Genomic DNA, 22,812 nt, shown 5'->3' with positions numbered 1-22,812 from the left:
GTAAGATCCCGATGGGATCTAGGAAATGTCGCAGACATACATATCGGTATCGTCGGTGGAGTGAGCTGAGGATCGCGTGAACCCCGATTTCTGTAGCACACGGGCAGAGGCGGGATTGCTGTGCTCGACCCCGGCCAAAAACCGAATGGCGCGGCTCGTGCCGCAGGCCGCGATAAAGCCGGACACAAGTTCGGTTGCATAGCCACAGCCCCAGGCTCGTTCGGCAAACAGATATCCAAGGTGGATGGCTGGTGCGGCCTGATCTTCGGGTTCTGAGGCCAGTATCAGCAGTCCGATCAGCTGATTATTTTGCCTTAGCCGAACAAGAAGAACATCGCTTTCGGTCTTGCGTGCCGCGATCCAGTCGGTCATCCCGCTGGGCGTTTCTTCGACCCGCATCGAAGGCGGCAGGGGCTCAAGAACCGCTGGCGTCAGGACGGTTGCCAACTCGGCCGTCAACGCTGAAAGGCGACCAGCTTCAGAGACTTCCACTTGCCAGTGGCACACGGCAAGCCGCTCTGTGGTGAATTGGTCCGGGATCATGCCTTGGCCAGTCGCAATTAGTGTCCATTCCAGTCTAACAGACGGACCGATTTTGCATCAGGCCCCTCTTAACTCGCCCGAGAACGCCTTTGACAATATTGCAGACAGCTTTTCTGCGTCCTCATCCGTGAACGCATCCGGCTGGTCACTGTCGATGTCAAAAACCGCGATGACCTCGCCCGATGCATTGCGCACCGGAAGCACCAGTTCGGACTGCGTAGACGAGGCGCAGGCGATGTGACCTGGAAACGCATGCACATCCGCCACCAACTGTACCTTTCCGGTCCGCGCCGCGGCACCACAGACACCGCGCCCGAAGGGAATAACCAGACACCCGTGACCACCCTGATAGGGGCCGATTTTCAAAATGCCCGGATCTGTTACGCGATAGAACCCCGTCCAGTCAAACCGATCATCGGCGTGATGAACTTCACAGGCGATTGTCGCCATCAGAGCAACTTGATCTGTCTCGCCTGCGGTTAGGGCGACGATTGTCTTGGTCAGCGTATCGTAATCAACGGTCATGGGGGGCGGGTCCGGTCAGTGATCTTGTAAACAGGTTCTACAGCACCGGACCTATGGTGGAATCGGCCCCGCGTCAAACACGCTCAATCGCGATTGCAGTGCCCTCTCCACCACCGATGCAGATCGCCGCCACGCCGCGTTTCAGATCCCGCTTTTCCAACGCGTTCAGCAGGGTGACCATGATACGCGCCCCCGAAGCGCCGATAGGATGACCCAGGGCGCATGCACCACCATTCACATTTACCTTGTCACGCGTCAGACCCATCTCATGCATGAATGCCATCGGCACCACGGCAAAGGCTTCGTTTACCTCCCACAGATCCACATCATCATTGGACCAGCCGATTTTGGCCAAAAGCTTTTGCGCAGCGGGAACTGGCGCAGTCGTGAACAATCCCGGAGCCTGCGCATGGCTGGAATGACCCAGAATGCGCGCCCGAACAGAGAGGCCTTGCGCTTCGGCGGCTTCAGCTGACGCCAAAACCAGAGCTGCCGCCCCATCAGAGATCGACGACGCGTTGGCCGCCGTCACCGTTCCACCCTCGCGAAAGGCCGGTTTCAGCGAAGGTATCTTTTCCGGGCGGGCGGTTTTCGGCTGCTCGTCAGCGGACTGCGTGACCTCGCCTTTCCTTGTGCGGACGGTTACCGGAGTGATTTCGCCGTCGAACGCCCCGCTGTCCTGCGCAGCCAGCGCGTTGGATAGGGACTGCAGGGCGTATTCGTCCTGCGCTTCGCGGGTGAACTGGAACGCCTCGGCACAGTCTTCGGCGAAGGTGCCCATCAGACGACCTTTGTCGTAGGCGTCCTCCAGCCCGTCCAGAAACATGTGGTCGACGACCTGAGCGTGCCCCAAGCGCGCACCCTCACGCATTTTGGGCAACAGGTAGGGCGCGTTCGTCATACTCTCCATCCCGCCTGCGATCATTGTGTTGGCATGGCCCAATGCGATCTGATCGAAGGCCATCATCGCAGCCTTCATCCCTGATCCGCACATCTTGTTGAGCGTCGTGGCCGGGACCTCTTGGCCCAAACCGGCTACAAACCCAGCCTGACGTGCAGGGGCCTGACCCTGACCGGCTGGCAGAACGCAGCCCATCAGCACTTCGTCAACCGTTTCAGCACCGGCACCCTGCAGCGCGGCCCGGATCGCGGCTCCACCAAGATCGGCGGCAGAAACACCATCGAACATTCCTTGAAATCCACCCATCGGGGTACGTGCTGCTCCGGCGATTACAACTTGCTTCATCTGGGCGCTCCTAAATTCTTGTCGTTCAATGGATACCGAATGGTAAGAATTCCCGTCTAGCGTATTTCTACGAGCGATTTCAGTTAAAGGACCGTCACGTATGGGCCTGTCGAGTACTACGACCAAAAATATTCAAATAATTACTGTACAATCCAACCGGATTGATGCCGCAATGGCCATTCAGTTCAAAGAAAACATGCGCACGGAAACCGAAGGTGGGTCTGTGCGTGTGGTTCTGGACCTCAGCGGCGTCGAATTTATCGATTCCAGCGGTCTGGGCGCTATCGTTGCCGCCATGAAACAACTCGGCGCGGAACGGCGCCTGGATCTGGCAGGTCTTCAGCCTTTTGTGGAAAAGGTGTTTCGTCTTACGCGCATGGACACAGTGTTCAAGCTTTACCCAACGATGGATGACGCACTGTCCGGTGCGCCGGATTGAACACAAGGAGAAACTGAACAGGCGTAAGGCTAATGTGTAACGGCATCAGTTTCGATTTGAGCTTCGCTGCGACCGAGGTCGAAGCAAGTTCTGGCATTGCCAAGTTGAGCCAGGCACTGTCGTCTAAAGGGCTGCCTTCACACAAAGCGGCTGATGTCAGAATTGCCCTGGCCGAAGCCATTAACAATGTCGTTGAACACGCCTATGCCGGAACCACGCCCGCCAGCGTCAAGGTACACTGCCGCCTGCATCAGAACTGGTTGGAAATCCTCATCTCGGATACCGGCAATCCCCTTCCCGGCTTTCGCGTACCAGAAGGTGCACCTGCACCTCTGGGGGAAAGACGTGAAGACCTGCCCGAGGGGGGATTTGGATGGTTTCTGATCCACCAATTGACCAGTGAAATCCGCTATGACCGTAGCGAAGGCTGCAACCGGTTGTCACTGCGATTCAGTTTTCTCGACCCGGATTAGGACTATAAAACGTCACAATAAGGCCCTTTTCGAACCATTGTAGCGCCGCAAACAAAGATCAAAGTCTTAACTGTAGCTCAGATAGCTTCCCTCGGCATCGTATGTCACAGCCCCCACCCAGTGAACGATGCCGAGGAACTTCCCCTTTGATTTGACTGGACAATACCCGGACGCGCGATACCTTCTGCGCGATCACACGGGAAGGCAGCGCAATGCGGGATTTTCAGGCACCAGGCAGATCCGAAGTTTTTTCGACCGAAGGGATGTGCGCCACATCTCACCCGCTGGCAGCCCAAGCGGCCCTTGGCATTCTACAGCAAGGTGGCAACGCGATGGACGCAGCCATCGCCGGGGCAGTGCTTTTGGGATTTTGCGAACCACAAATGACCGGCCTGGGCGGAGATTGCTTTGTTCTGTACAACCGCGCCGGAGAAGATGAGGTTCGGGCCCTCAACGGCTCTGGCCGGGCACCGGCAGCAGCCAACGCTGGCAGCTTGCGCGATAAGGGACTGACTGCAGTTCCACTCAATACACCGGATGCGGTCACCATTCCCGGCGCGGTCGAGGCGTTCTGCCAGCTGGCCGAAACCGAGGGCAAACTAGGGCTGGACGCCATCCTGCAACCCGCCATCCGCTATGCAGACCAGGGCGTGCCGGTCGCCCCACGTGTGGCTTTTGATTGGGGCCCGGGTGCTAACACGTTGCAGGGGGCAGCCAGGAACCACTATCTGCTGAAAGGAGACGTTCCAAAGACCGGAGACATGTTCCGGTCCGCCGGGCAGGCAGAAGTGCTGCGCAGAATCGCCAAATACGGACGAGAGGCGTTTTACGCGGGCGAGGTCGCTGAAGATATTATCTCGACCCTGACGGCCATGGGCGGGGTACACACAGCCGAAGATCTGGACGCGACCGCTGCCACACCTACAGTTCCGGTCGCAGGGCACTATCGTGGCTTGGACCTGCTGGAACATCCGCCCAATGGCCAAGGTGCAACCGCCCTTTTGCTGCTGAATATCCTCAAGAACTTTGACCTCGGATCCATGTATCCGCTATCCGCAGAGCGTCTGCATATCGAGGCCGAAGCCTCAAAACTCGCCTACGATGCCCGCAACAGGTTCATCGCCGATCCGGATCATACGACACACGCAGACAGGTTTTGGGACCAGACAACAGCCGATCGACTGGCAGAGCTTATCAATCCAAACCATGCCATGCCCGCTGCTGCCCCACTGACCGAAGCCATTCACAAGGACACGGTTTATATCACGGTGGTCGACAGGGACAGGATGGCGGTATCGCTGATCTATTCGATCTTTCATAGCTTTGGATCGGGTATCGCCTCTGAGAAATTCGGCATTCTGCTGCAAAACCGCGGGTCTGGATTTACGTTGCAATCAGGCCATCCGAACGAGTTTGGCGGCGGCAAACGCCCGATGCACACGATCATTCCCGGCATGTTGAAACAGAAAGGCAAAATCCTGATGCCCTTCGGCGTGATGGGTGGTGCCTTTCAGCCCACAGGACATGCAAAGCTGGTCTCGCTGCTAACCGACGATGAGTTTGCTCTGCAGCAGGCCATAGACGCACCGCGCGCCTTTGCAGACGGACCTGTCTTGAAACTGGAACGCGGAATTTCGCGGAAGGTCGCGCAACAATTATCTGAAATCGGCCACAAAGTTCTGATTTCGGAAACACCTCTTGGCGGGGCTCAAGCGATCCGAATCCAGAAGAGCGGCGTTTTGCAAGGCGCAAGCGATCCGCGAAAAGATGGGTGCGCGCTTGGTTATTGACAGTATGGGCCCGGTTTCACCCGCGCTTCCATTTTTAGTTCAAATGGAAATGCAACGGATATGCGCCGTTTTCAAACGGACCAAACATATCGGGGATATCCGGATGCTCGACCGGTTCTCCGGACTGGTCGGCAATCAGATTTTGTTCAGAAACATAAGCAACATAGAAGGATTGGTCATTTTCCGCCAACAGATGATAAAACGGCTGATCCTTGATCGGCCTGCTGTCTTCGGGAATGGCCTGATACCATTCTTCGGTATTTGAAAACTCTGGGTCCACGTCAAAAATCACCCCTCGGAAGGGATGTTTTTTGTGGCGGACGACTTGGCCCAGCCGGTACTTTGCTTGTGTCTTTAGCATCACGTTTGCCCCCAAAGGTCTTACTACCCGTTTCCTCATAGGAATGCCAATCATTGATCTAAAATAATGGGAAACAGTCTGTGAACCTCTTACTGACAGTACTCGAAATCGTGGCCCCGGTCTTCCTCTTGGCGGGGATCGGGTTTGCCTGGGTCAAACTTGGCTTTGAATACAGGCTGCAATTTGTGACCCGCCTTGCGGTGACGCTCGCCGTGCCCAGCCTGATTTTCGTGGCCCTGATGCAAACCCAGATCCCGCCCGGAGAGCTGACCCGTTTCACTTTGGCCGCCATCACAGGCCATGTCGGGCTGGCGGTCGCATTTGGCGTATTTGTCCGGGCCAGCAAGCTGGAAAGGCGCACCTATCTGGCGCCGCTGATATTCGGCAACACGGGGAATCTGGGCCTGCCTCTGGCCATTTTCGCATTTGGGCAGGCAGGCTTGGGTTTCGCGGTGATATTTCTGGCCGTTACCGCCCTGTTTTCCTTTACTTACGGGATCTACCTGGTGGCGGGAAAAGGCGCTTTCGGCAAGGTAGCACGTGAACCCATGGTTTGGGCTACTCTGCTGGGGGCGCTGTTTCTGTGGCAGGGCTGGCAAACACCTGTCTTCGTGACCAATACGCTGGACCTGCTGGGACAGATGGCGATTCCGATGATGCTGATCACGCTTGGTGTTGCGATTGCGCGGCTGACCACCAGAAAGCTAGGGCAAGCGGTCTGGCTATCGGCGTTGAAACTGGTCGTGTGTTTTGCCCTGGCATGGGCAATCGCAAAAGGGTTTGATCTGGATAACGTCGCGTTCGGCGTTCTGGTGGTGCAGATGTGTACGCCGGTTGCCGTAACCTCATACCTGCTGGCCGAACGGTTCGAGGCGGATTCTGACGCGGTTGCGGGGCTGGTTATGGTCTCAACCCTGATGTCCGTCGGCGCTTTGCCTATAATTCTAGCTATTGTTCTGTAGCGATTGTGATTTCCTAATCGCTCAATCTGCGCTAGAATGAAGAAAAAAGGCACGAGGCACATGAGCAGAATTCTTATCGTACTCTTCGGGGTGCTGCTTTTGGCATCCTGCGGGGGTGGCTCCAACCAGCCACCCAGCAAGCTGAATGATGCATGCAGCATTGCGCGTGAACGGCCCGAATATATCAAGGCGTTCAAAAGCACCGAGCGGAAATGGGGAATCCCCGTTCACGTTCAGATGGCAACGATCTATCAGGAAAGCCGGTATCGCCACGATGCGCGAACGCCCCATCAATATGTTCTGGGTGTGATTCCGATGGGCCGTCAGAGCAGCGCCTATGGCTTCAGCCAGGCGCTGGACGGGACATGGGATGAGTATCAGCGCGAAACCGGCAAACGCCGGGCCAAGCGGGACCGTATCCGCGACGCTTCGGACTTCATCGGCTGGTACATGAACAAAAGCTATGAGCGGAATGGCATCCAGCCAAGCGACACGCGCAATCAGTATCTGGCCTATCATGAAGGCCATACCGGTTATGCCCGCGGCAGCCATTACAGCAAGACGTGGTTGCTGAACGTGGCCAATGATGTGGATGCGCGCGCCCGGATGTACCAGGCGCAACTGTCAGGCTGTCGTTACTGAACAAACAGCGGGTCAGCGATTGCCTGACCCGCTTCTGTTCTTGTTCGAAAACAAGCTGCTGCTTAGATTTTTTTCGGTATCAAGCTGTCCCAGCAGAACCGTTGTCTGTCCGCCTGCATTATCGTGGATCACCCATTTTCGCAGCTCAACCGGATCGCCAGTGAACATCAGCTCAATTCGACCGGAGTCAGGGTTTTTCGGGTCCTGTGCTGTCACGACAGTGGCCGTTCCGTCAAAGTCATGCCCAACCACCATATTAGCCTGACCCAGATCGACATTCCGTGCCAGAACCAGAGACAGAGGTGTTCGCTTTAACGGATACTGCTCGGGCGGTTGATTGGATTTCGGATCGAAAATCTGAACGGTGCCAGCGCGTGCCAACACAACGGCGCTGTCTGGCGGGTCATATTCGAACCGCATCTTTCCAGGTCGCGCGATCCACAGCTTTCCTGTGCTCAGTGAGCCATCATCATTGACCTGTGTAAATGTCGTCTCGACAGTTTTCAGACCATTCAGGTAATTCGATATCTGCGACAGCGGCAACTTGTCCGCAGCCCAGGCGGCGGGTGTGGCCAGTGTCAGTGCAAGGGCAAAAGCAATCTGTTTCATAAGACCCAGATAAGCACTCTGCCCTTGTTATTAAATATCCTATTGCTCTGGCACCAGGATTTCGCGTTTTCCGACGTGATTTGCCGATGAAACAATGCCTTCGTCCTCCATCTGCTCAACCAGACGCGCAGCTTTGTTATAGCCAATGGCAAGTTTCCGCTGGATATACGAGGTCGAGCATTTGCGATCCTTGATCACAATCGCCACGGCCTGATCGTAAAGGGCGTCTTCGCCATTGGTGTTGCCCCCGGTGTTCAAACCCAGAACAGCGTCGATATTATCAGCCTTTTCCTCGGTCGGTCCATCGACCACACCGCTCATATAATCCGGCGGGCCGAATTGCTTCAGATGGTTGACGATTTCCTCGACCTCTTCATCCGAGACAAACGGACCGTGGCAACGTGTGATCTTCGCACCACCCGCCATATACAGCATGTCACCCTGCCCCAGCAGTTGTTCGGCGCCCATTTCACCAAGAATGGTGCGGCTATCGATCTTTGACGTCACCTGGAAGGAAATCCGGGTCGGAAAGTTCGCCTTGATCGTGCCGGTAATCACATCGACCGAGGGGCGCTGCGTGGCCATGATCAGGTGGATACCCGAGGCCCGCGCCATCTGCGCCAGACGTTGGATGCAGGCCTCGATCTCTTTGCCCGCGACCATCATCAGGTCGGCCATCTCGTCGACAATAACAACGATATAGGGCATCGACTCGGGTGCGAATTCCTCGGTCTCGAACATCGGTTCACCCGTTTCGTCGTCAAAACCGGTCTGGACCGTGCGGCTGAACATTTCGCCCTTGGACAGCGCGTCTTTCACCCGGCCATTATAGCCCGCGATGTTACGCACGCCCATCTTGGACATCTTGCGATAGCGATCCTCCATCTCTCCCACGACCCATTTCAAGGCGACAACCGCCTTCTTCGGGTCTGTCACGACCGGAGAAAGCAGATGCGGGATGCCGTCATAGACCGACAATTCCAGCATCTTGGGGTCGATCATGATCAGGCGGCATTCATCCGGCGTCAGCTTATACAGCAACGACAGGATCATCGTGTTGATCGCCACCGATTTACCGGAACCGGTGGTCCCCGCGATCAGCAGGTGGGGCATCTTGGCCAGATTGGCCACAACGGATTCACCGCCAATATCCTTGCCCAGCGCCAAAGGCAGCGCCTGATTGCCGTCTCCGAAGTCACGGCTCGAAAGGATTTCGCGCAGTACCACCATTTCACGGTTTTCATTGGGCAGTTCGATCCCGATGACCGAGCGGCCCGGCAGGGTCGAAACCCGCGCCGAGAGGGCCGACATCGAGCGGGCAATGTCATCCGACAGACCAATAACACGGCTGGCTTTCAAACCCGGAGCCGGCTCAAGTTCGTACATGGTGACAACCGGACCGGGGCGGACGCTGACGATCTCACCTTTGACGCCATAGTCATCCAGCACATTTTCCAACATCCGCGCATTCTCTTCCAGGGCCTCATCACTCAGGTGATGGCGCTGAATGCTGGAGGGGTTGGACAGCAGGCCCAGCGGAGGCAGTTCGAAATCGGAGTGCTTTTCTTCGAACGACAACGCGGGCTGGGCCTCGGCCTGGGCCCGGCGCGAGGGTGGCGGGGTGCGGCGCACGGGTTGAGCAACCACCGGCTTGCGCGGCTCGGCCACGGGGATTTTCATCGCCGGGCGGGCTTGCGGCATCTCATCGGCGTCATCCTCGAAAACGGCCTCGTCATCGAAATCCGGCTCGGGCGCAAAATCCTGATGCAACGGTTCCTGCCATTCTGTTTCAGGCTGCGCTGACAGCATCGGCTCGGGCGGCAGCCCGGTTGATGTCACTGGCGGCTCGGGCGGCAGATCGTCCGCAGGCCCTGCGTTCAGGATCAACGGATCAGGTCCACGGCCCCGCCCTTTGGTCAGCGGCAGATCGGGATCGGGCTCAGGATCCATCTCTCCGACTGCAACCTTACGGTTGCGCACAGCGGCAGAAATCTTTGAACGGATTCGGTCCTCGCCCGGCATTTCCTCGTAACCCGCGACAGGTTCACGGTCGATCAGCTCGGGTTCGGGCATGGGGTCCGGGCGACGGATCAGATCAGGAATGCGCGACAGAAGGCCGGTCTTTACCGGTTCGGGCGCTTCCAGAAGCGGCTCGTCATAAACAGGGTCGGCAAAGGCAATCTCGTCGTCGAACACGGCCCCTTCGGCGCGGGCCAACTTGCGTTCGTCCCATTGGGCACGACGTTCGCGCGCAGCCTCCGCTGTTGCAGCAGCCCCACGGCCCAGCAGATTCATCAGTATGTCATAGGACATGACCAGCCCCAGCAGGAAGGCACGGAACCCCTTGCGCACGTCGTCCTTGGTGAAACCAAGAACAAACACGCCCAGCGTCAGCATCCCAATAGCCATCGCCAGAGACATCAGCTTGACAATAAAATGCGAGGATATGGGCAACAAGGTCAGGAAGGCACCCATGACCGTATCCCCAAACAATCCACCCAGACCAAAACTATGCGTTACGCGCCAAGCCTCACCCGGCACTAATGTCGCCGCATAGACCGAGACAATGGCGATCCAGATCGGTGCAAATATCAGGCGCGCGACGGCACGATCTTCACCGAAATGCCCGGCAAAACGCACACCCCAGCCGATCAACACCAACGCGATGCTCCAACTGCCCCAACCGACAATCATGAACAATGGCGCCGCGATCGAGGCACCAACACGCCCCATCCAGTTCTGCACTGGTGCATCCGTCGACACCATCCAGTTCGGGTCATCCGGTGTGTAGGACCAGATCATTGCCGCCGAAGCCAACCCAAGTAGGATCAGGGCGATGCCGATCAACTCTTTGCTGCGCCTTTCGATGGCGGCCTGAGTCGTGCTGTCCAGCAATGGATCGCGGTTGCGCGCGTTATATGATGCCATTTTGCCCTCGTACCTCACGAATAAATGCAGTCGCGGAGCGTGATCAGCCCCTGCCGCATCTCTGTTTTTGGGGCCACCATCGCGGCCCGGATAAATTGCTCGCCCGGGTTTTGCCCCGGATCACCTTGAGAAAGATATGCACCCGGCAGCACCCGAACTCCGGTCTGCTGCCACAGTTTCAATGCGGTTTCCTCGCCATTCTCGACCGGCAGCCACAGAAAGAACCCTGCCTCGGGCGGCATATAGCCCTGGATGCCTGCAAACACCTGGTCTGCGATGGCGTATTTTTCCTGATAGAGCGCGCGATTCTCGTCCACATGCGCCTCATCGGCCCAGAGCCTTGCGGCGGCGGCCTGCAACGGCAGCGGCAATGGCGCGCCTGCATAATTGCGTAACTGCTTGACCCGCTTGATCGTTTCCGGCCCGCCTGCAATCAGGCCAGACCGCAGCCCGGCCACGTTCGACCGCTTTGACAGCGAGTTGAACAGGGTGATCCGTTCAGGATCAGCGCCCAGTTCCTTTGCGACCGTCAGAACACCTGTAGGCGCTGTGTCGCGGTAAATCTCGGAATAGCATTCATCGGCGAAGATGCGGAAATCATATGTTTCAGCCAACCGGATCAGCTCGACCCAGTATTCACGCGTGGCAACTGCGCCCTGCGGGTTGGCCGGTGAGCAGATATAAGCGGCGACAGTGCGGTTCAGCACATCCGCGGGCAATCCCGCATAGTCCGGCAGATGATCTGTGGCCGCCGTGGCCGGGACAAAAACCGGATCAGCCCCGACCGAGATCGAGGCAACCATATAGACCTGATAGAACGGGTTCGGGCACAGAACGACCGGTTTTTGTCCGTATTTCTGTTCGGGGCACAGCGCCATGGCGGCGTTATACAGCCCTTCGCGCGTCCCGTTCAGGGCCATAACCTGCGTGTCCGGATCCATCGTGACGCCATAACGGCGTGCAATCCAGTCAGTGATCGCACCGCGCAGCTCGGCCGAACCCTCATTCGGCGGATATCCCTGAAAACCGGCAGCATTTTCCGCAATCACGTCGCTGACCCAGGCCGGAAAAGCGTGCATCGGCGCACCAATGGTCATGTGAATCACTTCACCGCCCGGTTGGTGATGATCCAACAGGGTGCGCAGGCGCGGGAATGCGTATTCCGGAAGGTTCGAAAACCGCTCGGGGAAATTCATAACTACTGCCTCAATATCGGGATCATTTCGCCCCGTTTTCAAGCAGGTTACAGTCCGGGCGGGGCTTCGTCCAGACAAAGAGGCGCCGAATCAGGGGATTGTGGCATTCAGGCCAATGCGGCCTCGGCCGCGGAACCAAGCCGCAAAAGCGCCTCTTCGGACCCCGGATAACCCATCATCATCAGCCCGCAGCCCGGTTTTCCGGTCGGCAAGGTCAGCGCTGCCAGCCCCATGAGGTTGCCGATCCGGGTGTTCCGCAATGCCAGCAGGTTTTCGGTGACGTAATAGTCATGATCGCTCATCAGCCGTTCAAGATTGGGCGGCAGGATCGGTGCAGTTGGGGCCAAAACGGCGTCAAACCCGGCAGTGGCCACGTCCCATGCACCGCGACACGCCTTCAGCCTTGACCAGGCTGCAACATAATCGGGGCCCGAAGCATTTCGTCCAGCACGGAACCGTTCGAGTATTTCGGGATACATCACATCTGGGTTGGCCTCGATCACATCTCGCCACAGGCCATAGGCTTCGGTGGTGTAAAGAACCCCCGACAGCCCCATCGCGTCGGCTAGTTCAGGGACCTCAAGAGGCAGGATATCTGCACCGGCCTCACGCAACCGATCCAGGGCATCCTCGTAAGCGACACGCGGCTCTGCGCGCAAATCATCCTTGGCGACAGTCTGCAAATCCGCGAAACGACGCCCCTTTAGATTGGCTCCGCGCAAATCAGCTGGCGTCCCGCCCTCCAGCATGGCCAGCATATGGGTCGCATCTTCGACCGAGCGGGCCAGCGGTCCAACGGTATCAAACCGCAGGCACAACGGGACTGTACCCTCCAGGCTGACCCGCCCGGCAGTGGTTTTCAGCCCGACCAGATTGTTCCAGGCTGACGGTATCCGCACCGACCCGCCAGTATCCGAGCCAATCGCGCAGGCCGCCAAGCCCCAAGCCACGGACGCCGCAGCCCCCGAGGATGACCCGCCGGGAACCGCATCCTCATCATCGATGCAGGGCGGTGTTCCGGTGATCGGGTTCAGGCCCAGACCCGAGAACGCCAGCTCGCTCATATGGGTTTTGCCAAGACATACCGCGCCCATGGCACTGGCATTTCGCAGCACGATTGCATCAGTTTTGGGAACCCGGTCTTTCAGCAGTGCCGTTCCTGCCTCGGTGGCAGTCCCGGCAGTATCGAACAGGTCTTTCCAACTGATCGGCACCCCATCCAACAATGATCGGCGCAATCCCAGCTTGGCCCGTTCCTGCGCCGCCTCAGCCTCGGCTCGGGCGCGCGCTTCGGTCACGCGGGCATAGATTCGGTCGCGATGCGGGTGGGCTGCTATCGCAGTCAGAAAGGTCTCTGTCAGTTCAACCGGGTCAATCTGGCCCATGCCAATGCCCCGACCCAGATCACAAGCCGTCATCGACAACCAATCCTGCATCACTGCCCCCTTCAATTTCTGCATTCCCAGCGACGGTAGCGACAGGACCGCACATGGACAATCCCGAATGGGCGCGCATAGTGCGCAGCATGGAACAGAGCTCGGATATCCTGATCGTCGGCGGCGGCCTGAATGGCCCCGCTTTGGCTTTGGCACTGGCACAAACAGGGCACAGAGTTACCGTCATTGACGCGCTGGCCGAAAAGGTTCGCAAAAATGCGGCTTTTGACGGCAGAGCCTATGCGTTGGCCCTGGCCTCGCAGCGCCTGCTAGAGGCGATTGGGGTTTGGTCACGGGTTGCCAAACACGCCCAGCCAATGCTCGAAATCAAGGTCACCGATGGCCATGCAGGCGCTGGCCCGTCGCCGTTTTTCATGCATTTCGACCATGCCGAGATCGAAGAAGGTCCGATGGGCTTTATGGTCGAAGACCGCCACCTGCGCCGTGCCTTTCTGGACGCGATGGCCGCGGAAAAGGCCATTACCCAGATCAGCGGCAAGACGGTAGTGTCACAGCAGACCTCGGGAACAGGCGTCAGCCTGACATTGGATGATGGCGCGGTCGTCAAGGGTGCGCTGCTGATCGGATGCGATGGGCGTCGCAGCGGCACAGCGGAACGTGCCGGGATCAAACGCACAGGATGGGATTACGGGCAGACCGCGCTGGTCTGCGCCATCGAACATGACTTGCCGCATCACGGCATCGCGCATCAGTTCTTCATGCCACCCGGCCCTTTGGCCATTCTGCCTCTGACCGGCAATCGCAGCTCTATCGTCTGGAGCGAGCGAACAGAAATGGCCAAGCGCATCAACGCCCTGCCCGAGGAGGACTATCTGCAGGTCCTGCGCCCCAGATTCGGCGATTTCCTGGGCGAAATCCGTCTGGCCGGAGATCGGTTTACCTATCCGCTGAACCTGACCATCGCCAACTCTTTCATCGGAGAACGGATGGCACTGGTCGGAGACGCAGCCCATGGAATGCACCCGATTGCAGGCCAGGGCCTGAATGCGGGCCTGCGCGACGTGGGCGCTCTGGCCGAGGTGCTGACCCTGGCCGGACGGCGCGGGGAAGATATTAGTTCGCCACTGGTTTTGGAGCGTTTTCAGGAATGGCGACGGTTTGACACCGCGTCTTTGGCGATGGCGACGGATGTGTTCAACAAGCTGTTTTCCAACGACAATCCTCTACTACGGATCGGACGGGATATCGGGATGGGCGTCGTCGGGTCACTACCCGGCCTGCGTCGCGGTTTCGTGCGCGAGGCCGCCGGCCTGACCGGAGACCTGCCAAAACTACTGCAGGGTCGGGCGATCTAGTCCAGCTCGCGCGCCTCATCCACCAACATGACAGGAATGCCATTGCGGATCGGAAAGGCCAAACCCGCCGCTTTTGACACCAGTTCCTGCTTTTCAGCGTCATAATGCAGCGTTGTATGCGTCTTCGGACAAATTAGCGCCTCAAGCATGTGGCGGTCAAAAGCGTGTTCAACGGTGGTCATTGTAGTGTTTCCTCATTCGCTCCGCCGCGCATGGCGAATTCAATCAGTGTCACCAAAGTCTCGCGCCGGGTGCGCAAACAGGGAGCCTCTAGCAAGGCTTGTTTTTCTTCCGGATCAAAATCCAGCAACATCGACAGCGAATTCACAAGCAGTTCATCATTCGCGTCTTTCAACATATCCCAATCAGCCGACAACTTTCGCGACGAAAAGAACTTTTCCAACAGCTTCAAAAGCCCCACCCGATCAAACCCCTCGTCGTGCTCGACCTTGCCAAGATCACGGTCAAACCCGCGCCAGGTCACGTTACAACGGCGGTATGGGGTAAATGCATCCAACTCGGCCTGAATACGGAACCGGGAGATGCCAGTCAGAGTGATCAGATAGCGGCCGTCTTCAGTTTCGGAAAACTGCGTCACCCGCCCCGCGCAGCCAATTTGGTGCAGCTTGTTTTCGTTGCTTTGACAGGGATTCGGTTGAACCAACCCGATCAACCGTTCCTGGGTCTTCAAAGCGTCGTCCAGCATCTGCAGATAGCGCGGCTCAAATATATGCAGCGGCAAGCGCGATCGGGGCAGCAACAGCGCACCGGGCAAAGGGAAAACGGATACCGTTTCCGGCAGATCAGCGGGATGCATCATGTACCCGAGTGTAGCCCTGATCCAGAATTAGGCAAATATCATCGAGCTGAGCTTGCGCCGCCCGTTCAGAACAATCGGATCATTGGGTTTGAGCGCATCAAATATCGTGAACAGCTGAGACTTGGCCGCGCCTTCGTTCCATTCACGGTCACGGCGGAACATTTCCAGCAGCTGCGCCACCGCCTCTTCAACCTCGCCATTGGCATGCAGGGCCTGCGCCAGATCGAACCGTGCCTGATGATTGTCAGGATCGGCCTCAACCGCTGCGGTCAATTCGGCCACCGGGCCGGCATCTGCCGCTTGCTTGGCCAGTTCCAACTGTGCGTTTGCCGCTTCAAGCTCTGGCGATGTGGAAATCTCCGCCGGGGCACCGTTCAAAATTGCCTCGGCCTGCTCCAAATCGCCAGTGGCGATATGCGCGCGTACCAGCCCACCATAAGCGGTGGCGTGGTTCGGATCCTCACCCAGAATGGCAGCAAAGGTCTGAGCGGCATCCGCTGCGGCACCTTCGGTCAGCATTTCCTCGGCAGCCTCGACAGCATCGTCCAGTTGACCACCCGGGCTTTCGCCACCTGTCGCCTCGATCACGCGATCTACAAATGCTTTGATCTCGGATCCGGGCACTGCGCCCTGAAATCCGTCGATCGGTTGGCCTTTGTGAAAGGCATACACGGTCGGGATAGACTGAACGCGCATCTGTGAGGCGATCATCTGCGCCTCGTCCACGTTGATCTTGACCATCTTGACCGCACCCTTGGCGGCGGTCACGGCCTCTTCCAACAGCGGGCCAAGCGTTTTGCACGGGCCGCACCACGGCGCCCAGAAATCAACGATGACCGGCACGTCCTGCGATGTTTCGACCACATCCACCATGAAAGTTGCTTCGGTCCCGTCCTTGATCAGATCGGTGGCGGGGATGTCTGCGCCGTTCAGAAGGTCCATGGCTGTCACTCTTTCGATTAAACTTGCGCTCTATATGCAGTCGCTTGACCCGGAAACCAAGGGCAGAGTTTCACGTCAGACGTCAAAGGTCGCAAAGACCGGGGCGTGATCACTGGGCTTTTCCCACCCGCGCGCATTGCGCAGAACGCGGCTGGAATGGCCTGCATTCGAGATATCCGGGGTCGCCCAGACATGATCCAGCCGCCGCCCCTTGTCGGCCACGTCCCAATCCCGCGCGCGATAGGACCACCAGCTATAAAGCTGCCCTTCGGGGATGTCCTGCCGGGTGACATCGACCCAACCGCCTGCGTCCTGCGTTTCGGCCAAAGCCTCGACCTCGACCGGTGTATGCGAAACGACCTTGAGCAACTGTTTGTGCGACCAGACATCATCCTCACGCGGAGCGATATTCAGATCACCAACCAGAATGGATTTTTCCGGCTTTTCCGCGTGGAACCAGTCACGCATATCGGTCAGGTAATCCAGCTTCTGGCCAAACTTCTCATTCACCTCACGATCCGGCACATCCCCGCCCGCAGGCACATAGAAATTGTGGATCGTCACACCGTTTTCCAGCCGCCCCGCGATATGGCGCGCATGGCCGAGATCTGCGAAATCCATGTCGCCCGCCTCGACCATCGGCAGGCGAGACAGGATCGCAACGCCGTTGTAGCCCTTTTGCCCGCGCGCAACCATGTGAGTGTAACCCAGTTCGGCAAACCCTTCGGTGGGGATCTTGTCCACCGGAGACTTGCATTCCTGCAGGCACAGAACATCCGGTGCCTCTTCGCGCAACAATTTCAGCACGATAGGCTCGCGCAGACGGACCGAGTTGATGTTCCATGTGGCAAGAGTAAAAGGCATAGGGAATTCCTCTGTCGCGGTTGGCGCACCCTAACGCGGTGCTTTCACAGGTACCATCGTAAAAGAAATTATCAGGACGGATGCCCTGAGGATTGGGGCGCATCATCGCAAATCTCGTACCAATGCGGTTTCTCAGATACGGATTCGTGAAACTGGACTTTCAGATCAAACGGAGTGTCCAGCGCATTAGCCGCAATCGGAAAACTGTCCGCATCAGCCAGAATTTCACCAAGCGACGTCCCACAGGTATCGCAGAAACACCTGCCATATTTATAGGGCGGTTCAGGCTGGTAAGTGACAACACGGTCCTTACCGTCCAGCCAAACAACATCATCTTTCTTGACGAAGACAACAGTGCTTGCACCTGCCTTCCGACAACGCGAACAATGGCATGTTCCCATAACCGAAGGTTCACTGGTAAGTTGGAATTTTACGGCGCCACACAGGCAACTTCCATGAATCACTTTCGCCTCCAATTTTGCACTCCAGAAATAGAACATTACATGAACATATACTTTGTCGCAATCCGCTAGGAGCCGCAAAACATTTTGCAGCACAAACAAAAAAGGCCGGGCCATCAGGCCCGGCAGTCCAACAGGGAGGTACATGTCATTACCCGGACATGTACGGGTTGGGAGTAACTTAAAGATGTCTACAGGGTATCACTTTGATCCAAGTCAATCCACATCAAGTTACGATACCAAGCGATATCCACCCGATTCTGTGACCAAAAGGCGCGCGTTGGATGGATCGGGCTCGATTTTCTGACGCAGGCGATAGATATGAGTTTCCAGCGTATGTGTGGTGACACCGGCATTATAGCCCCAGACCTCATGCAGCAGAATGTCACGGGCGACGACACCGTCGGCGGACCGGTACAGGAACTTGAGGATATTGGTTTCCTTCTCGGTCAGTCGAATCTTGCGGTCTTCGTCGGTGATCAGCATCTTCATCGCCGGCTTGAACGTATAAGGCCCGAGTACAAATACCGCGTCTTCTGATTGTTCATGCTGGCGCAGCTGCGCACGGATACGTGCCAGAAGGACCGGAAACTTGAACGGCTTGGGAACATAGTCATTGGCACCGGCATCCAAACCCAGGATGGTGTCCGCGTCACTGTCATGACCGGTCAGCATCAGGATCGGGCTTTTCACACCTTGCTTGCGCATCAGGCGGCACAGCTCGCGCCCATCCGTGTCGGGCAAGCCAACATCCAGAATGACCAGATCGTAAATCGCCTCGCGAGCCCGCTCCATGGCTGATGCCCCGTCCGACGCTTCGAATACATCAAAATCCTCGGTCATCACGAGCTGTTCGCTCAACGCTTCGCGCAGATCCTCATCATCATCCACTAGCAGGATTTTCTTTAGCTGTGCCATATCCGGTCCTCCTAAGCCCTTTTCCACCACTTGCGCGCGAAAGATGCAATCAACAAGGTTTGCTGCAACCGTTTCACGCCCTCGTGTCTCAGGATGAGGAATTGTTTCACATTTCCTTTTGATCAGGCTACATGAAGGGCTGATCGTTACAGGGTAACAATAGATGAGTCTTATCCCGGATATCTCGGAACTGCTTGCTCGGGCACGGGCTGACCTGCGCATGGGCTTGCCGGTCGCCCTGACGGATGATACCGGCTTTAGCGTACTGGCCATTGCGTCGGAAACGCTGAGCGCACAGCGGCTTGCCGACTTGCAAGGTCTGGGTGGCGATCCTGTTGTCGCAGTGACTGTCCGACGGGCCGAGACATTAAAGGCACGGGCCTATGACGGTGACCTGGCGCGCGTGATCGTTCCGGCAGATGCCGATGTTGCCTGGGTGCAGGCGGTGGCCGATCCCTCGGACGATCTGAACGCGCCTATGAAAGGCCCACTGATGACAGAGCGTCAGGGCAACGCCAATCTGCATCGCATTGCCATTGCTTTGACCAAGTCAGCCCACCTTCTGCCAGCGGCAATCGTTGTTCCTGTCCAAGACGGCCGAAACTTCGCTACTGCACATGGCCTGACATGTATAGACCATACCCGCGCCGCGCCACATCTGTCGGATCGAAGCCTTTTGAATGAGGTCGTGGCCGCCCGACTGCCGATGGAGGTATCCGAAGCCGGGCGCCTGCACGTTTTTCGCCCTGAAGATGGCGGCGAGGAACATTACGCAATAGAGATCGGCCGCCCCGACCGCAGCAAACCGGTATTGGCTCGGCTGCATTCGGCCTGCTTCACCGGTGATCTGATGGGCAGCTTGAAATGTGATTGCGGGCCACAACTGCGTGGGGCCCTGGCCCAGATGGGGTCTGAAGGGGCAGGAGTACTTCTGTATCTGAATCAGGAAGGCCGCGGGATTGGCTTGGCCAACAAGATGCGCGCCTATTTCCTGCAGGATCAAGGGTTCGATACAGTCGAGGCCAATCACCGTCTCGGGTTCGAGGATGACGAGCGCGATTTCCGTCTGGGCTCGGACATCCTGAAATTGCTCGGCTTCAGTTCCGTAAGGCTGTTGACCAACAACCCCGCCAAGATCGCGATGATGGAGAAGACCGGCATCGCCGTCACCGAGCGCGTCCCGCTGAAAGTCGGCGAAACTGCCCATAACCGCGACTATCTGGCCACCAAAGCAGCCAAGTCGGGACATTTGCTGTGACACCCGCAGATCTGGTTCTAACCCGCCGCGGCGTTCGTTTTCGCGGCGGGTATTTTCCCTGTTCGATCGGGAAAGGTGGGTTAAGCAACAGCAAGCGTGAGGGGGACGGCGCCACGCCGACAGGCTGCCTCAACATCGTTGGTATGCTGTACCGGCCCGACCGGCTCGCAAGACCGTCGCCTTGGGCCATCCCAATCGGTCCTCAGGACCTCTGGTCAGATGATGTGGAAGACACGCAGTACAATCATATGGTCAGCGCACCCTATCCTTTCAGCCACGAAAAACTCCGCCGCGCGGACCCGCTTTACGATCTGGTTCTGATCACTGACTGGAACTGGCCCAATGCGGTGGCCGGGCGCGGTTCAGCAATTTTCCTGCATCAATGGCGACGGCCCGGTTTTCCTACAGAAGGCTGCGTTGCCTTTCGGCGCGACCATCTGCGGTGGATCGCACGTCGAATCGAGCCAGGCACGCGGCTGATTATCCCTCAGGCTTAACTCGTTCACCGAAAATGGCCGAGCCGACGCGCACATGGGTCGCGCCAAGTGCAATGGCCTGCTCGAAATCGCTGCTCATCCCCATGGATAGCCCTTTCAGACCATTGCGTTCAGCTATCTTGGCAAGCAAGGCGAAATGCAGAGATGGCTCTTCCTCGACAGGCGGAATGCACATCAGGCCCTGAATCGGAAGGTCGAGCCCGCGGCAATCGGCAATAAATGCGTCTGCCTCAGTGGGCAGAATTCCTGCCTTTTGATCCTCTTCACCGGTATTGACCTGAATGAACAGATCCGGGCAAGTGCCGACCTCTTGCGCGAGCCGGGCCAGAGTATTGGCCAGTTTGGGGCGGTCAACAGAATGGATCGTGCTGAACAGATCCAACGCCTGACGGGCTTTGTTCGTTTGCAACGGCCCAATCAGATGTAAATCGACATCCGGGTACTGCAATTTGAATTCCGGCCATTTTCCGACGGCTTCTTGAACCCTGTTTTCACCGAAACAGCGATGCCCTAAAGCAAGCACTTCCGCTACACGCTCATTCGGCTGAACCTTTGACACGGCGATCAGCTTCACGGCCCCGACGTCCCGCCCCGAGGCAGTTTCGGCTTTGGTTATCCGGGCAGATATTTCTTGCAGCGACATTTGGGTCCTCGATCAGTTATGGGCGAAGAAAAACACTATGTCGGACAAAAAGAAAAGGGCAGGTCCGAAGACCTGCCCTTAAACCTTGCGGCTCAGATCAACTTAGAAGTTGAACTGTGCACCAAAGTCGGCACGTGTGGTCGAGTCGTCGCAGACGTCACAGTCGCTGACACCTACACCACCGCGCAGCGATACACCGCCACCCAGGTCGTAGATGGCGCCGATGCCGTACTGCTGCGTGTCCGCATCAGCGTTACCGTCACCGTAGGCGAAGGTCAGAGTGGTCGCGGCGCCAACATTGTAGGCACCCGATACACCCCAAGCAGTGCCGTCGGTCAGGTCGTTTTCGGTTTTATCGTCAGCAACAAACAGCGTACCCGAGAAGTCGCCGAATTCTGCACCCAGGGTGAAGACCAGCAGGCTTGGGTCGTCGCCAGCATCGCCCGCGTCAGTTTGACCATAGGCCAGCGCTGCAGTGATGTTGTTGAAGGTGTAAGTCGCGCTTACGTCCCAACGGTCAGCGCTCGTGGTGTTGCCACCGCCCTGGAAGATGGTCGCTTGATCGTACGACGCACCAAAGGCGAAGTCACCAACTGCGTACTGGAAGAACACAGCGTTCGAACCCGAACCGGTCGACGAGTAACCCAGGAAGCCATAGTCAACGGCAGAATACTGACCGATGAAGTTTTCCAGGCCAGGCTCGTTACCGTAGTAGTTTGCCAAGTTGTCGAAAGCACCAGCAACGTTGCCGGCGTCAACACGCAGACCACCGTAGATGACCGAGAAGCGCGCGCCGTTCAGGCCAGCCGAGTTGGCTTCGCCGGTGGACGAGTCTTCGTCAGCCTGCAGACGTACACGAGCCGAGAACTCAACGCCGCCATCGGTTTCGGCTGTGCCGTCGATGTTCAGGCGGAAGCGCGAGACCAGGATTGTGTCGTCAGTGTCGTTCGCGAACGCGTTCGCGTTCACGTTCACGTTCTGAACAGTTGCACTACTTGCTGTGGTTGTCGTGGTTGTTGTAGTGGTCGTGGTCGTGGTGGCCGCTGTGCGGTCCTCCTGATAACCAATACCAAAACGGCCGTAGCCGCTGAACTTAACTTCGGCCGCTGCAACACTTGCGGTTGCAATCAGTGCGGTCGATGCGAAGAGAACTTTTTTCATCTTGTTTCCCTCGGTTTCAAAAGTTTTTTAACTCGACACGTGCTTAGGCACATGTCTCAGCACGGGAACCGTTTCGCCCTTTTTGCCCCTGTCACGCAAGCTTGGCATAAAAACTGACGCGCATTGGCCTAGAATTGGTGCAAGGATGCCACAGTCTGATTTACCCACTGAATCAACCCCGAAGCCTGCTCTGGATGTGACAAGATTAAGCTTGTTGACGAACCAGACCTTGTCTAGGAGTAACGTGAATAACCTAAAACCAACGAAACGGAACCTGTCCAACATGCGCCTGCAGACAATTTTCGGTTTGATCATAGTGACAGCCGCGGTGTCGGCTTGCGGACAGAATCGCAACGCAGAACCCAGTGCAACGCCACTCAATGTGGATGGCGGTCGCTCGGACGAGCGTGAGCTGAACGATCCGAATCGCTCAACGATCTGGGATGTATTCAACACCGCAGACGCCGAGCAGGTTACCAATGTGAACCGCTATCTGTGGGCTGCCTCGCTGGATGTCCTTAACTTTCTGCCTGTGCAGGAAGTCGATCCCTTTACCGGTGTAATCGTAACAGGTTACGGCACGCCTCCGGGTGGTGGACGGCAATACAGGGCCACAGTTCACATCAGCGATCCCGCCCTGGCGGCACGATCCTTGTCGGTTGCGCTGCAGACCAGCGGGGGTGCCCCGGTCAGCGCGGCAACCACACGCGCAATCGAAGATGCAATCCTGTCCCGCGCCCGTCAGCTGCGCATTGCGGACAACAAGCTCTAGCAACCCGCTT

25 protein-coding genes are annotated in these 22,812 nt (G+C 57.5%); 9 read left to right on the top strand and 16 right to left on the bottom strand.

Features of this window, described 5'->3' with window-relative positions; genetic code table 11:
- Nucleotides 1–18: 18 nt before the first annotated feature.
- The 3 genes from AC2FIM_RS13055 to AC2FIM_RS13045 form a co-directional block, all read right to left on the bottom strand.
- A complete protein-coding gene (locus AC2FIM_RS13055; RefSeq protein ID WP_271949694.1) occupies nt 19–543 on the bottom strand; it encodes a GNAT family N-acetyltransferase in 525 nt (174 codons plus the stop codon).
- Nucleotides 544–600: 57 nt separating this feature from the next.
- A complete protein-coding gene (locus tag AC2FIM_RS13050; protein WP_271949692.1) occupies nt 601–1,068 on the bottom strand; it encodes a GAF domain-containing protein in 468 nt (155 codons plus the stop codon).
- A gap of 73 nt (nt 1,069–1,141) precedes the next feature.
- A complete protein-coding gene (locus AC2FIM_RS13045) occupies nt 1,142–2,314 on the bottom strand; it encodes a thiolase family protein (protein ID WP_496677828.1) in 1,173 nt (390 codons plus the stop codon).
- Nucleotides 2,315–2,414: 100 nt separating this feature from the next.
- On the opposite strand from AC2FIM_RS13045, the gene AC2FIM_RS13040 reads away from it, so the two are divergent.
- The 3 genes from AC2FIM_RS13040 (at nt 2,415) to AC2FIM_RS13030 (ending at nt 5,016) form a co-directional block, all read left to right on the top strand.
- Nucleotides 2,415–2,753 (top strand): STAS domain-containing protein, encoded by a 339-nt coding sequence (locus AC2FIM_RS13040; RefSeq protein WP_496677829.1) that lies wholly within the window; start codon nt 2,415–2,417, stop codon nt 2,751–2,753.
- Between the two features lie 32 nt (nt 2,754–2,785).
- Nucleotides 2,786–3,226, top strand: a complete 441-nt coding sequence (locus tag AC2FIM_RS13035; RefSeq protein ID WP_271949688.1) for an ATP-binding protein — start codon at nt 2,786–2,788, stop codon at nt 3,224–3,226.
- A 212-nt stretch (nt 3,227–3,438) separates the two neighbouring features.
- Nucleotides 3,439–5,016 carry a gamma-glutamyltransferase family protein gene (locus tag AC2FIM_RS13030; RefSeq protein ID WP_271949686.1) on the top strand — a complete coding sequence of 526 codons (1,578 nt, stop codon included), beginning with the start codon at nt 3,439–3,441 and terminating at the stop codon, nt 5,014–5,016.
- 34 nt (nt 5,017–5,050) lie between these two features.
- On the opposite strand, the gene hspQ is transcribed toward AC2FIM_RS13030, so the two are convergent.
- Nucleotides 5,051–5,377 (bottom strand): heat shock protein HspQ, encoded by a 327-nt coding sequence (gene hspQ / locus AC2FIM_RS13025; RefSeq protein WP_142637073.1) that lies wholly within the window; start codon nt 5,375–5,377, stop codon nt 5,051–5,053.
- 80 nt (nt 5,378–5,457) lie between these two features.
- Here hspQ and AC2FIM_RS13020 point away from each other — a divergent pair, with 80 nt between their 5' ends.
- Both AC2FIM_RS13020 and AC2FIM_RS13015 read left to right on the top strand, forming a co-directional pair.
- Nucleotides 5,458–6,339 carry an AEC family transporter gene (locus tag AC2FIM_RS13020; protein ID WP_496677830.1) on the top strand — a complete coding sequence of 294 codons (882 nt, stop codon included), beginning with the start codon at nt 5,458–5,460 and terminating at the stop codon, nt 6,337–6,339.
- A gap of 60 nt (nt 6,340–6,399) precedes the next feature.
- Complete coding sequence (locus AC2FIM_RS13015) at nt 6,400–6,981, top strand: transglycosylase SLT domain-containing protein (protein ID WP_282021966.1); 582 nt, start codon at nt 6,400–6,402, stop codon at nt 6,979–6,981.
- A 12-nt stretch (nt 6,982–6,993) separates the two neighbouring features.
- On the opposite strand, the gene AC2FIM_RS13010 is transcribed toward AC2FIM_RS13015, so the two are convergent.
- From AC2FIM_RS13010 to AC2FIM_RS12995, 4 genes are all read right to left on the bottom strand, one after another.
- On the bottom strand, nt 6,994–7,590 hold the full coding sequence (locus AC2FIM_RS13010) for a LolA family protein (RefSeq protein ID WP_142637078.1): 597 nt from the start codon (nt 7,588–7,590) through the stop codon (nt 6,994–6,996).
- A 39-nt stretch (nt 7,591–7,629) separates the two neighbouring features.
- The gene (locus AC2FIM_RS13005) at nt 7,630–10,518 is read right to left on the bottom strand and encodes a DNA translocase FtsK (protein WP_271949683.1); all 2,889 of its coding nucleotides are present in this window, start codon (nt 10,516–10,518) and stop codon (nt 7,630–7,632) included.
- A gap of 14 nt (nt 10,519–10,532) precedes the next feature.
- Nucleotides 10,533–11,714: an aminotransferase class I/II-fold pyridoxal phosphate-dependent enzyme gene (locus AC2FIM_RS13000; protein WP_271949681.1), complete on the bottom strand. Its 1,182-nt coding sequence runs from the start codon at nt 11,712–11,714 to the stop codon at nt 10,533–10,535.
- 107 nt (nt 11,715–11,821) lie between these two features.
- The gene (locus tag AC2FIM_RS12995; protein ID WP_271949844.1) at nt 11,822–13,150 is read right to left on the bottom strand and encodes an amidase; all 1,329 of its coding nucleotides are present in this window, start codon (nt 13,148–13,150) and stop codon (nt 11,822–11,824) included.
- An 89-nt stretch (nt 13,151–13,239) separates the two neighbouring features.
- On the opposite strand from AC2FIM_RS12995, the gene AC2FIM_RS12990 reads away from it, so the two are divergent.
- Nucleotides 13,240–14,466, top strand: a complete 1,227-nt coding sequence (locus tag AC2FIM_RS12990; RefSeq protein WP_142637272.1) for an FAD-dependent monooxygenase — start codon at nt 13,240–13,242, stop codon at nt 14,464–14,466.
- Here AC2FIM_RS12990 and AC2FIM_RS12985 read toward each other — a convergent pair.
- From AC2FIM_RS12985 to AC2FIM_RS12960, 6 genes are all read right to left on the bottom strand, one after another.
- Nucleotides 14,463–14,648: a Trm112 family protein gene (locus tag AC2FIM_RS12985; RefSeq protein ID WP_142637084.1), complete on the bottom strand. Its 186-nt coding sequence runs from the start codon at nt 14,646–14,648 to the stop codon at nt 14,463–14,465. The two genes, AC2FIM_RS12990 and AC2FIM_RS12985, sit on opposite strands and share 4 nt — an antisense overlap.
- Nucleotides 14,645–15,286 carry an LON peptidase substrate-binding domain-containing protein gene (locus AC2FIM_RS12980; RefSeq protein ID WP_142637086.1) on the bottom strand — a complete coding sequence of 214 codons (642 nt, stop codon included), beginning with the start codon at nt 15,284–15,286 and terminating at the stop codon, nt 14,645–14,647. Before AC2FIM_RS12980 ends, AC2FIM_RS12985 begins: the two co-directional genes overlap by 4 nt.
- A gap of 27 nt (nt 15,287–15,313) precedes the next feature.
- Entirely contained in the window at nt 15,314–16,228 is a 915-nt protein-coding gene (trxA, locus tag AC2FIM_RS12975; protein WP_271949678.1) for a thioredoxin, read from the bottom strand.
- Nucleotides 16,229–16,303: 75 nt separating this feature from the next.
- The gene (locus AC2FIM_RS12970; RefSeq protein ID WP_142637090.1) at nt 16,304–17,092 is read right to left on the bottom strand and encodes an exodeoxyribonuclease III; all 789 of its coding nucleotides are present in this window, start codon (nt 17,090–17,092) and stop codon (nt 16,304–16,306) included.
- A 71-nt stretch (nt 17,093–17,163) separates the two neighbouring features.
- Nucleotides 17,164–17,556, bottom strand: coding sequence for a GFA family protein (locus AC2FIM_RS12965; RefSeq protein WP_271949675.1), 393 nt, complete (start codon nt 17,554–17,556; stop codon nt 17,164–17,166).
- A 228-nt stretch (nt 17,557–17,784) separates the two neighbouring features.
- Nucleotides 17,785–18,471 (bottom strand): response regulator transcription factor, encoded by a 687-nt coding sequence (locus tag AC2FIM_RS12960; RefSeq protein ID WP_142637092.1) that lies wholly within the window; start codon nt 18,469–18,471, stop codon nt 17,785–17,787.
- Between the two features lie 163 nt (nt 18,472–18,634).
- Here AC2FIM_RS12960 and ribA point away from each other — a divergent pair, with 163 nt between their 5' ends.
- Nucleotides 18,635–19,729, top strand: a complete 1,095-nt coding sequence (ribA, locus tag AC2FIM_RS12955; protein ID WP_496677834.1) for a GTP cyclohydrolase II — start codon at nt 18,635–18,637, stop codon at nt 19,727–19,729.
- The gene (locus AC2FIM_RS12950; protein ID WP_496677835.1) at nt 19,726–20,226 is read left to right on the top strand and encodes a L,D-transpeptidase family protein; all 501 of its coding nucleotides are present in this window, start codon (nt 19,726–19,728) and stop codon (nt 20,224–20,226) included. Before ribA ends, AC2FIM_RS12950 begins: the two co-directional genes overlap by 4 nt.
- Here AC2FIM_RS12950 and AC2FIM_RS12945 read toward each other — a convergent pair.
- Nucleotides 20,210–20,869 (bottom strand): YggS family pyridoxal phosphate-dependent enzyme, encoded by a 660-nt coding sequence (locus AC2FIM_RS12945; protein WP_142637099.1) that lies wholly within the window; start codon nt 20,867–20,869, stop codon nt 20,210–20,212. The genes AC2FIM_RS12950 and AC2FIM_RS12945 overlap by 17 nt on opposite strands.
- 102 nt (nt 20,870–20,971) lie before the next feature.
- Complete coding sequence (locus AC2FIM_RS12940; RefSeq protein WP_142637101.1) at nt 20,972–22,030, bottom strand: porin; 1,059 nt, start codon at nt 22,028–22,030, stop codon at nt 20,972–20,974.
- A 283-nt stretch (nt 22,031–22,313) separates the two neighbouring features.
- On the opposite strand from AC2FIM_RS12940, the gene AC2FIM_RS12935 reads away from it, so the two are divergent.
- Nucleotides 22,314–22,802: a DUF3576 domain-containing protein gene (locus AC2FIM_RS12935; protein WP_142637277.1), complete on the top strand. Its 489-nt coding sequence runs from the start codon at nt 22,314–22,316 to the stop codon at nt 22,800–22,802.
- Nucleotides 22,803–22,812: the final 10 nt, after the last annotated feature.

The sequence above is a fragment of the Ruegeria sp. CDSC052 genome (assembly GCF_059610685.1).
Note: the sequence above shows the minus strand (reverse complement) of the source record. Positions and strands in the feature narration are given on the sequence as shown.

Bases quoted from the DNA above. Each gene is read 5' to 3' on its own strand.
- AC2FIM_RS13055 (WP_271949694.1), bottom strand. From the start codon at position 543: ATGATCCCGGACCAATTCACCACAGAGCGGCTTGCCGTGTGCCACTGG.
- AC2FIM_RS13050 (WP_271949692.1), bottom strand. From the start codon at position 1,068: ATGACCGTTGATTACGATACGCTGACCAAGACAATCGTCGCCCTAACC.
- AC2FIM_RS13045 (WP_496677828.1), bottom strand. From the start codon at position 2,314: ATGAAGCAAGTTGTAATCGCCGGAGCAGCACGTACCCCGATGGGTGGA.
- AC2FIM_RS13040 (WP_496677829.1), top strand. From the start codon at position 2,415: ATGGGCCTGTCGAGTACTACGACCAAAAATATTCAAATAATTACTGTA.
- AC2FIM_RS13035 (WP_271949688.1), top strand. From the start codon at position 2,786: ATGTGTAACGGCATCAGTTTCGATTTGAGCTTCGCTGCGACCGAGGTC.
- AC2FIM_RS13030 (WP_271949686.1), top strand. From the start codon at position 3,439: ATGCGGGATTTTCAGGCACCAGGCAGATCCGAAGTTTTTTCGACCGAA.
- hspQ (WP_142637073.1), bottom strand. From the start codon at position 5,377: ATGCTAAAGACACAAGCAAAGTACCGGCTGGGCCAAGTCGTCCGCCAC.
- AC2FIM_RS13015 (WP_282021966.1), top strand. From the start codon at position 6,400: ATGAGCAGAATTCTTATCGTACTCTTCGGGGTGCTGCTTTTGGCATCC.
- AC2FIM_RS13010 (WP_142637078.1), bottom strand. From the start codon at position 7,590: ATGAAACAGATTGCTTTTGCCCTTGCACTGACACTGGCCACACCCGCC.
- AC2FIM_RS13005 (WP_271949683.1), bottom strand. From the start codon at position 10,518: ATGGCATCATATAACGCGCGCAACCGCGATCCATTGCTGGACAGCACG.
- AC2FIM_RS13000 (WP_271949681.1), bottom strand. From the start codon at position 11,714: ATGAATTTCCCCGAGCGGTTTTCGAACCTTCCGGAATACGCATTCCCG.
- AC2FIM_RS12995 (WP_271949844.1), bottom strand. From the start codon at position 13,150: ATGCAGGATTGGTTGTCGATGACGGCTTGTGATCTGGGTCGGGGCATT.
- AC2FIM_RS12990 (WP_142637272.1), top strand. From the start codon at position 13,240: ATGGAACAGAGCTCGGATATCCTGATCGTCGGCGGCGGCCTGAATGGC.
- AC2FIM_RS12985 (WP_142637084.1), bottom strand. From the start codon at position 14,648: ATGACCACCGTTGAACACGCTTTTGACCGCCACATGCTTGAGGCGCTA.
- AC2FIM_RS12980 (WP_142637086.1), bottom strand. From the start codon at position 15,286: ATGATGCATCCCGCTGATCTGCCGGAAACGGTATCCGTTTTCCCTTTG.
- trxA (WP_271949678.1), bottom strand. From the start codon at position 16,228: ATGGACCTTCTGAACGGCGCAGACATCCCCGCCACCGATCTGATCAAG.
- AC2FIM_RS12970 (WP_142637090.1), bottom strand. From the start codon at position 17,092: ATGCCTTTTACTCTTGCCACATGGAACATCAACTCGGTCCGTCTGCGC.
- AC2FIM_RS12960 (WP_142637092.1), bottom strand. From the start codon at position 18,471: ATGGCACAGCTAAAGAAAATCCTGCTAGTGGATGATGATGAGGATCTG.
- ribA (WP_496677834.1), top strand. From the start codon at position 18,635: ATGAGTCTTATCCCGGATATCTCGGAACTGCTTGCTCGGGCACGGGCT.
- AC2FIM_RS12945 (WP_142637099.1), bottom strand. From the start codon at position 20,869: ATGTCGCTGCAAGAAATATCTGCCCGGATAACCAAAGCCGAAACTGCC.
- AC2FIM_RS12940 (WP_142637101.1), bottom strand. From the start codon at position 22,030: ATGAAAAAAGTTCTCTTCGCATCGACCGCACTGATTGCAACCGCAAGT.
- AC2FIM_RS12935 (WP_142637277.1), top strand. From the start codon at position 22,314: ATGCGCCTGCAGACAATTTTCGGTTTGATCATAGTGACAGCCGCGGTG.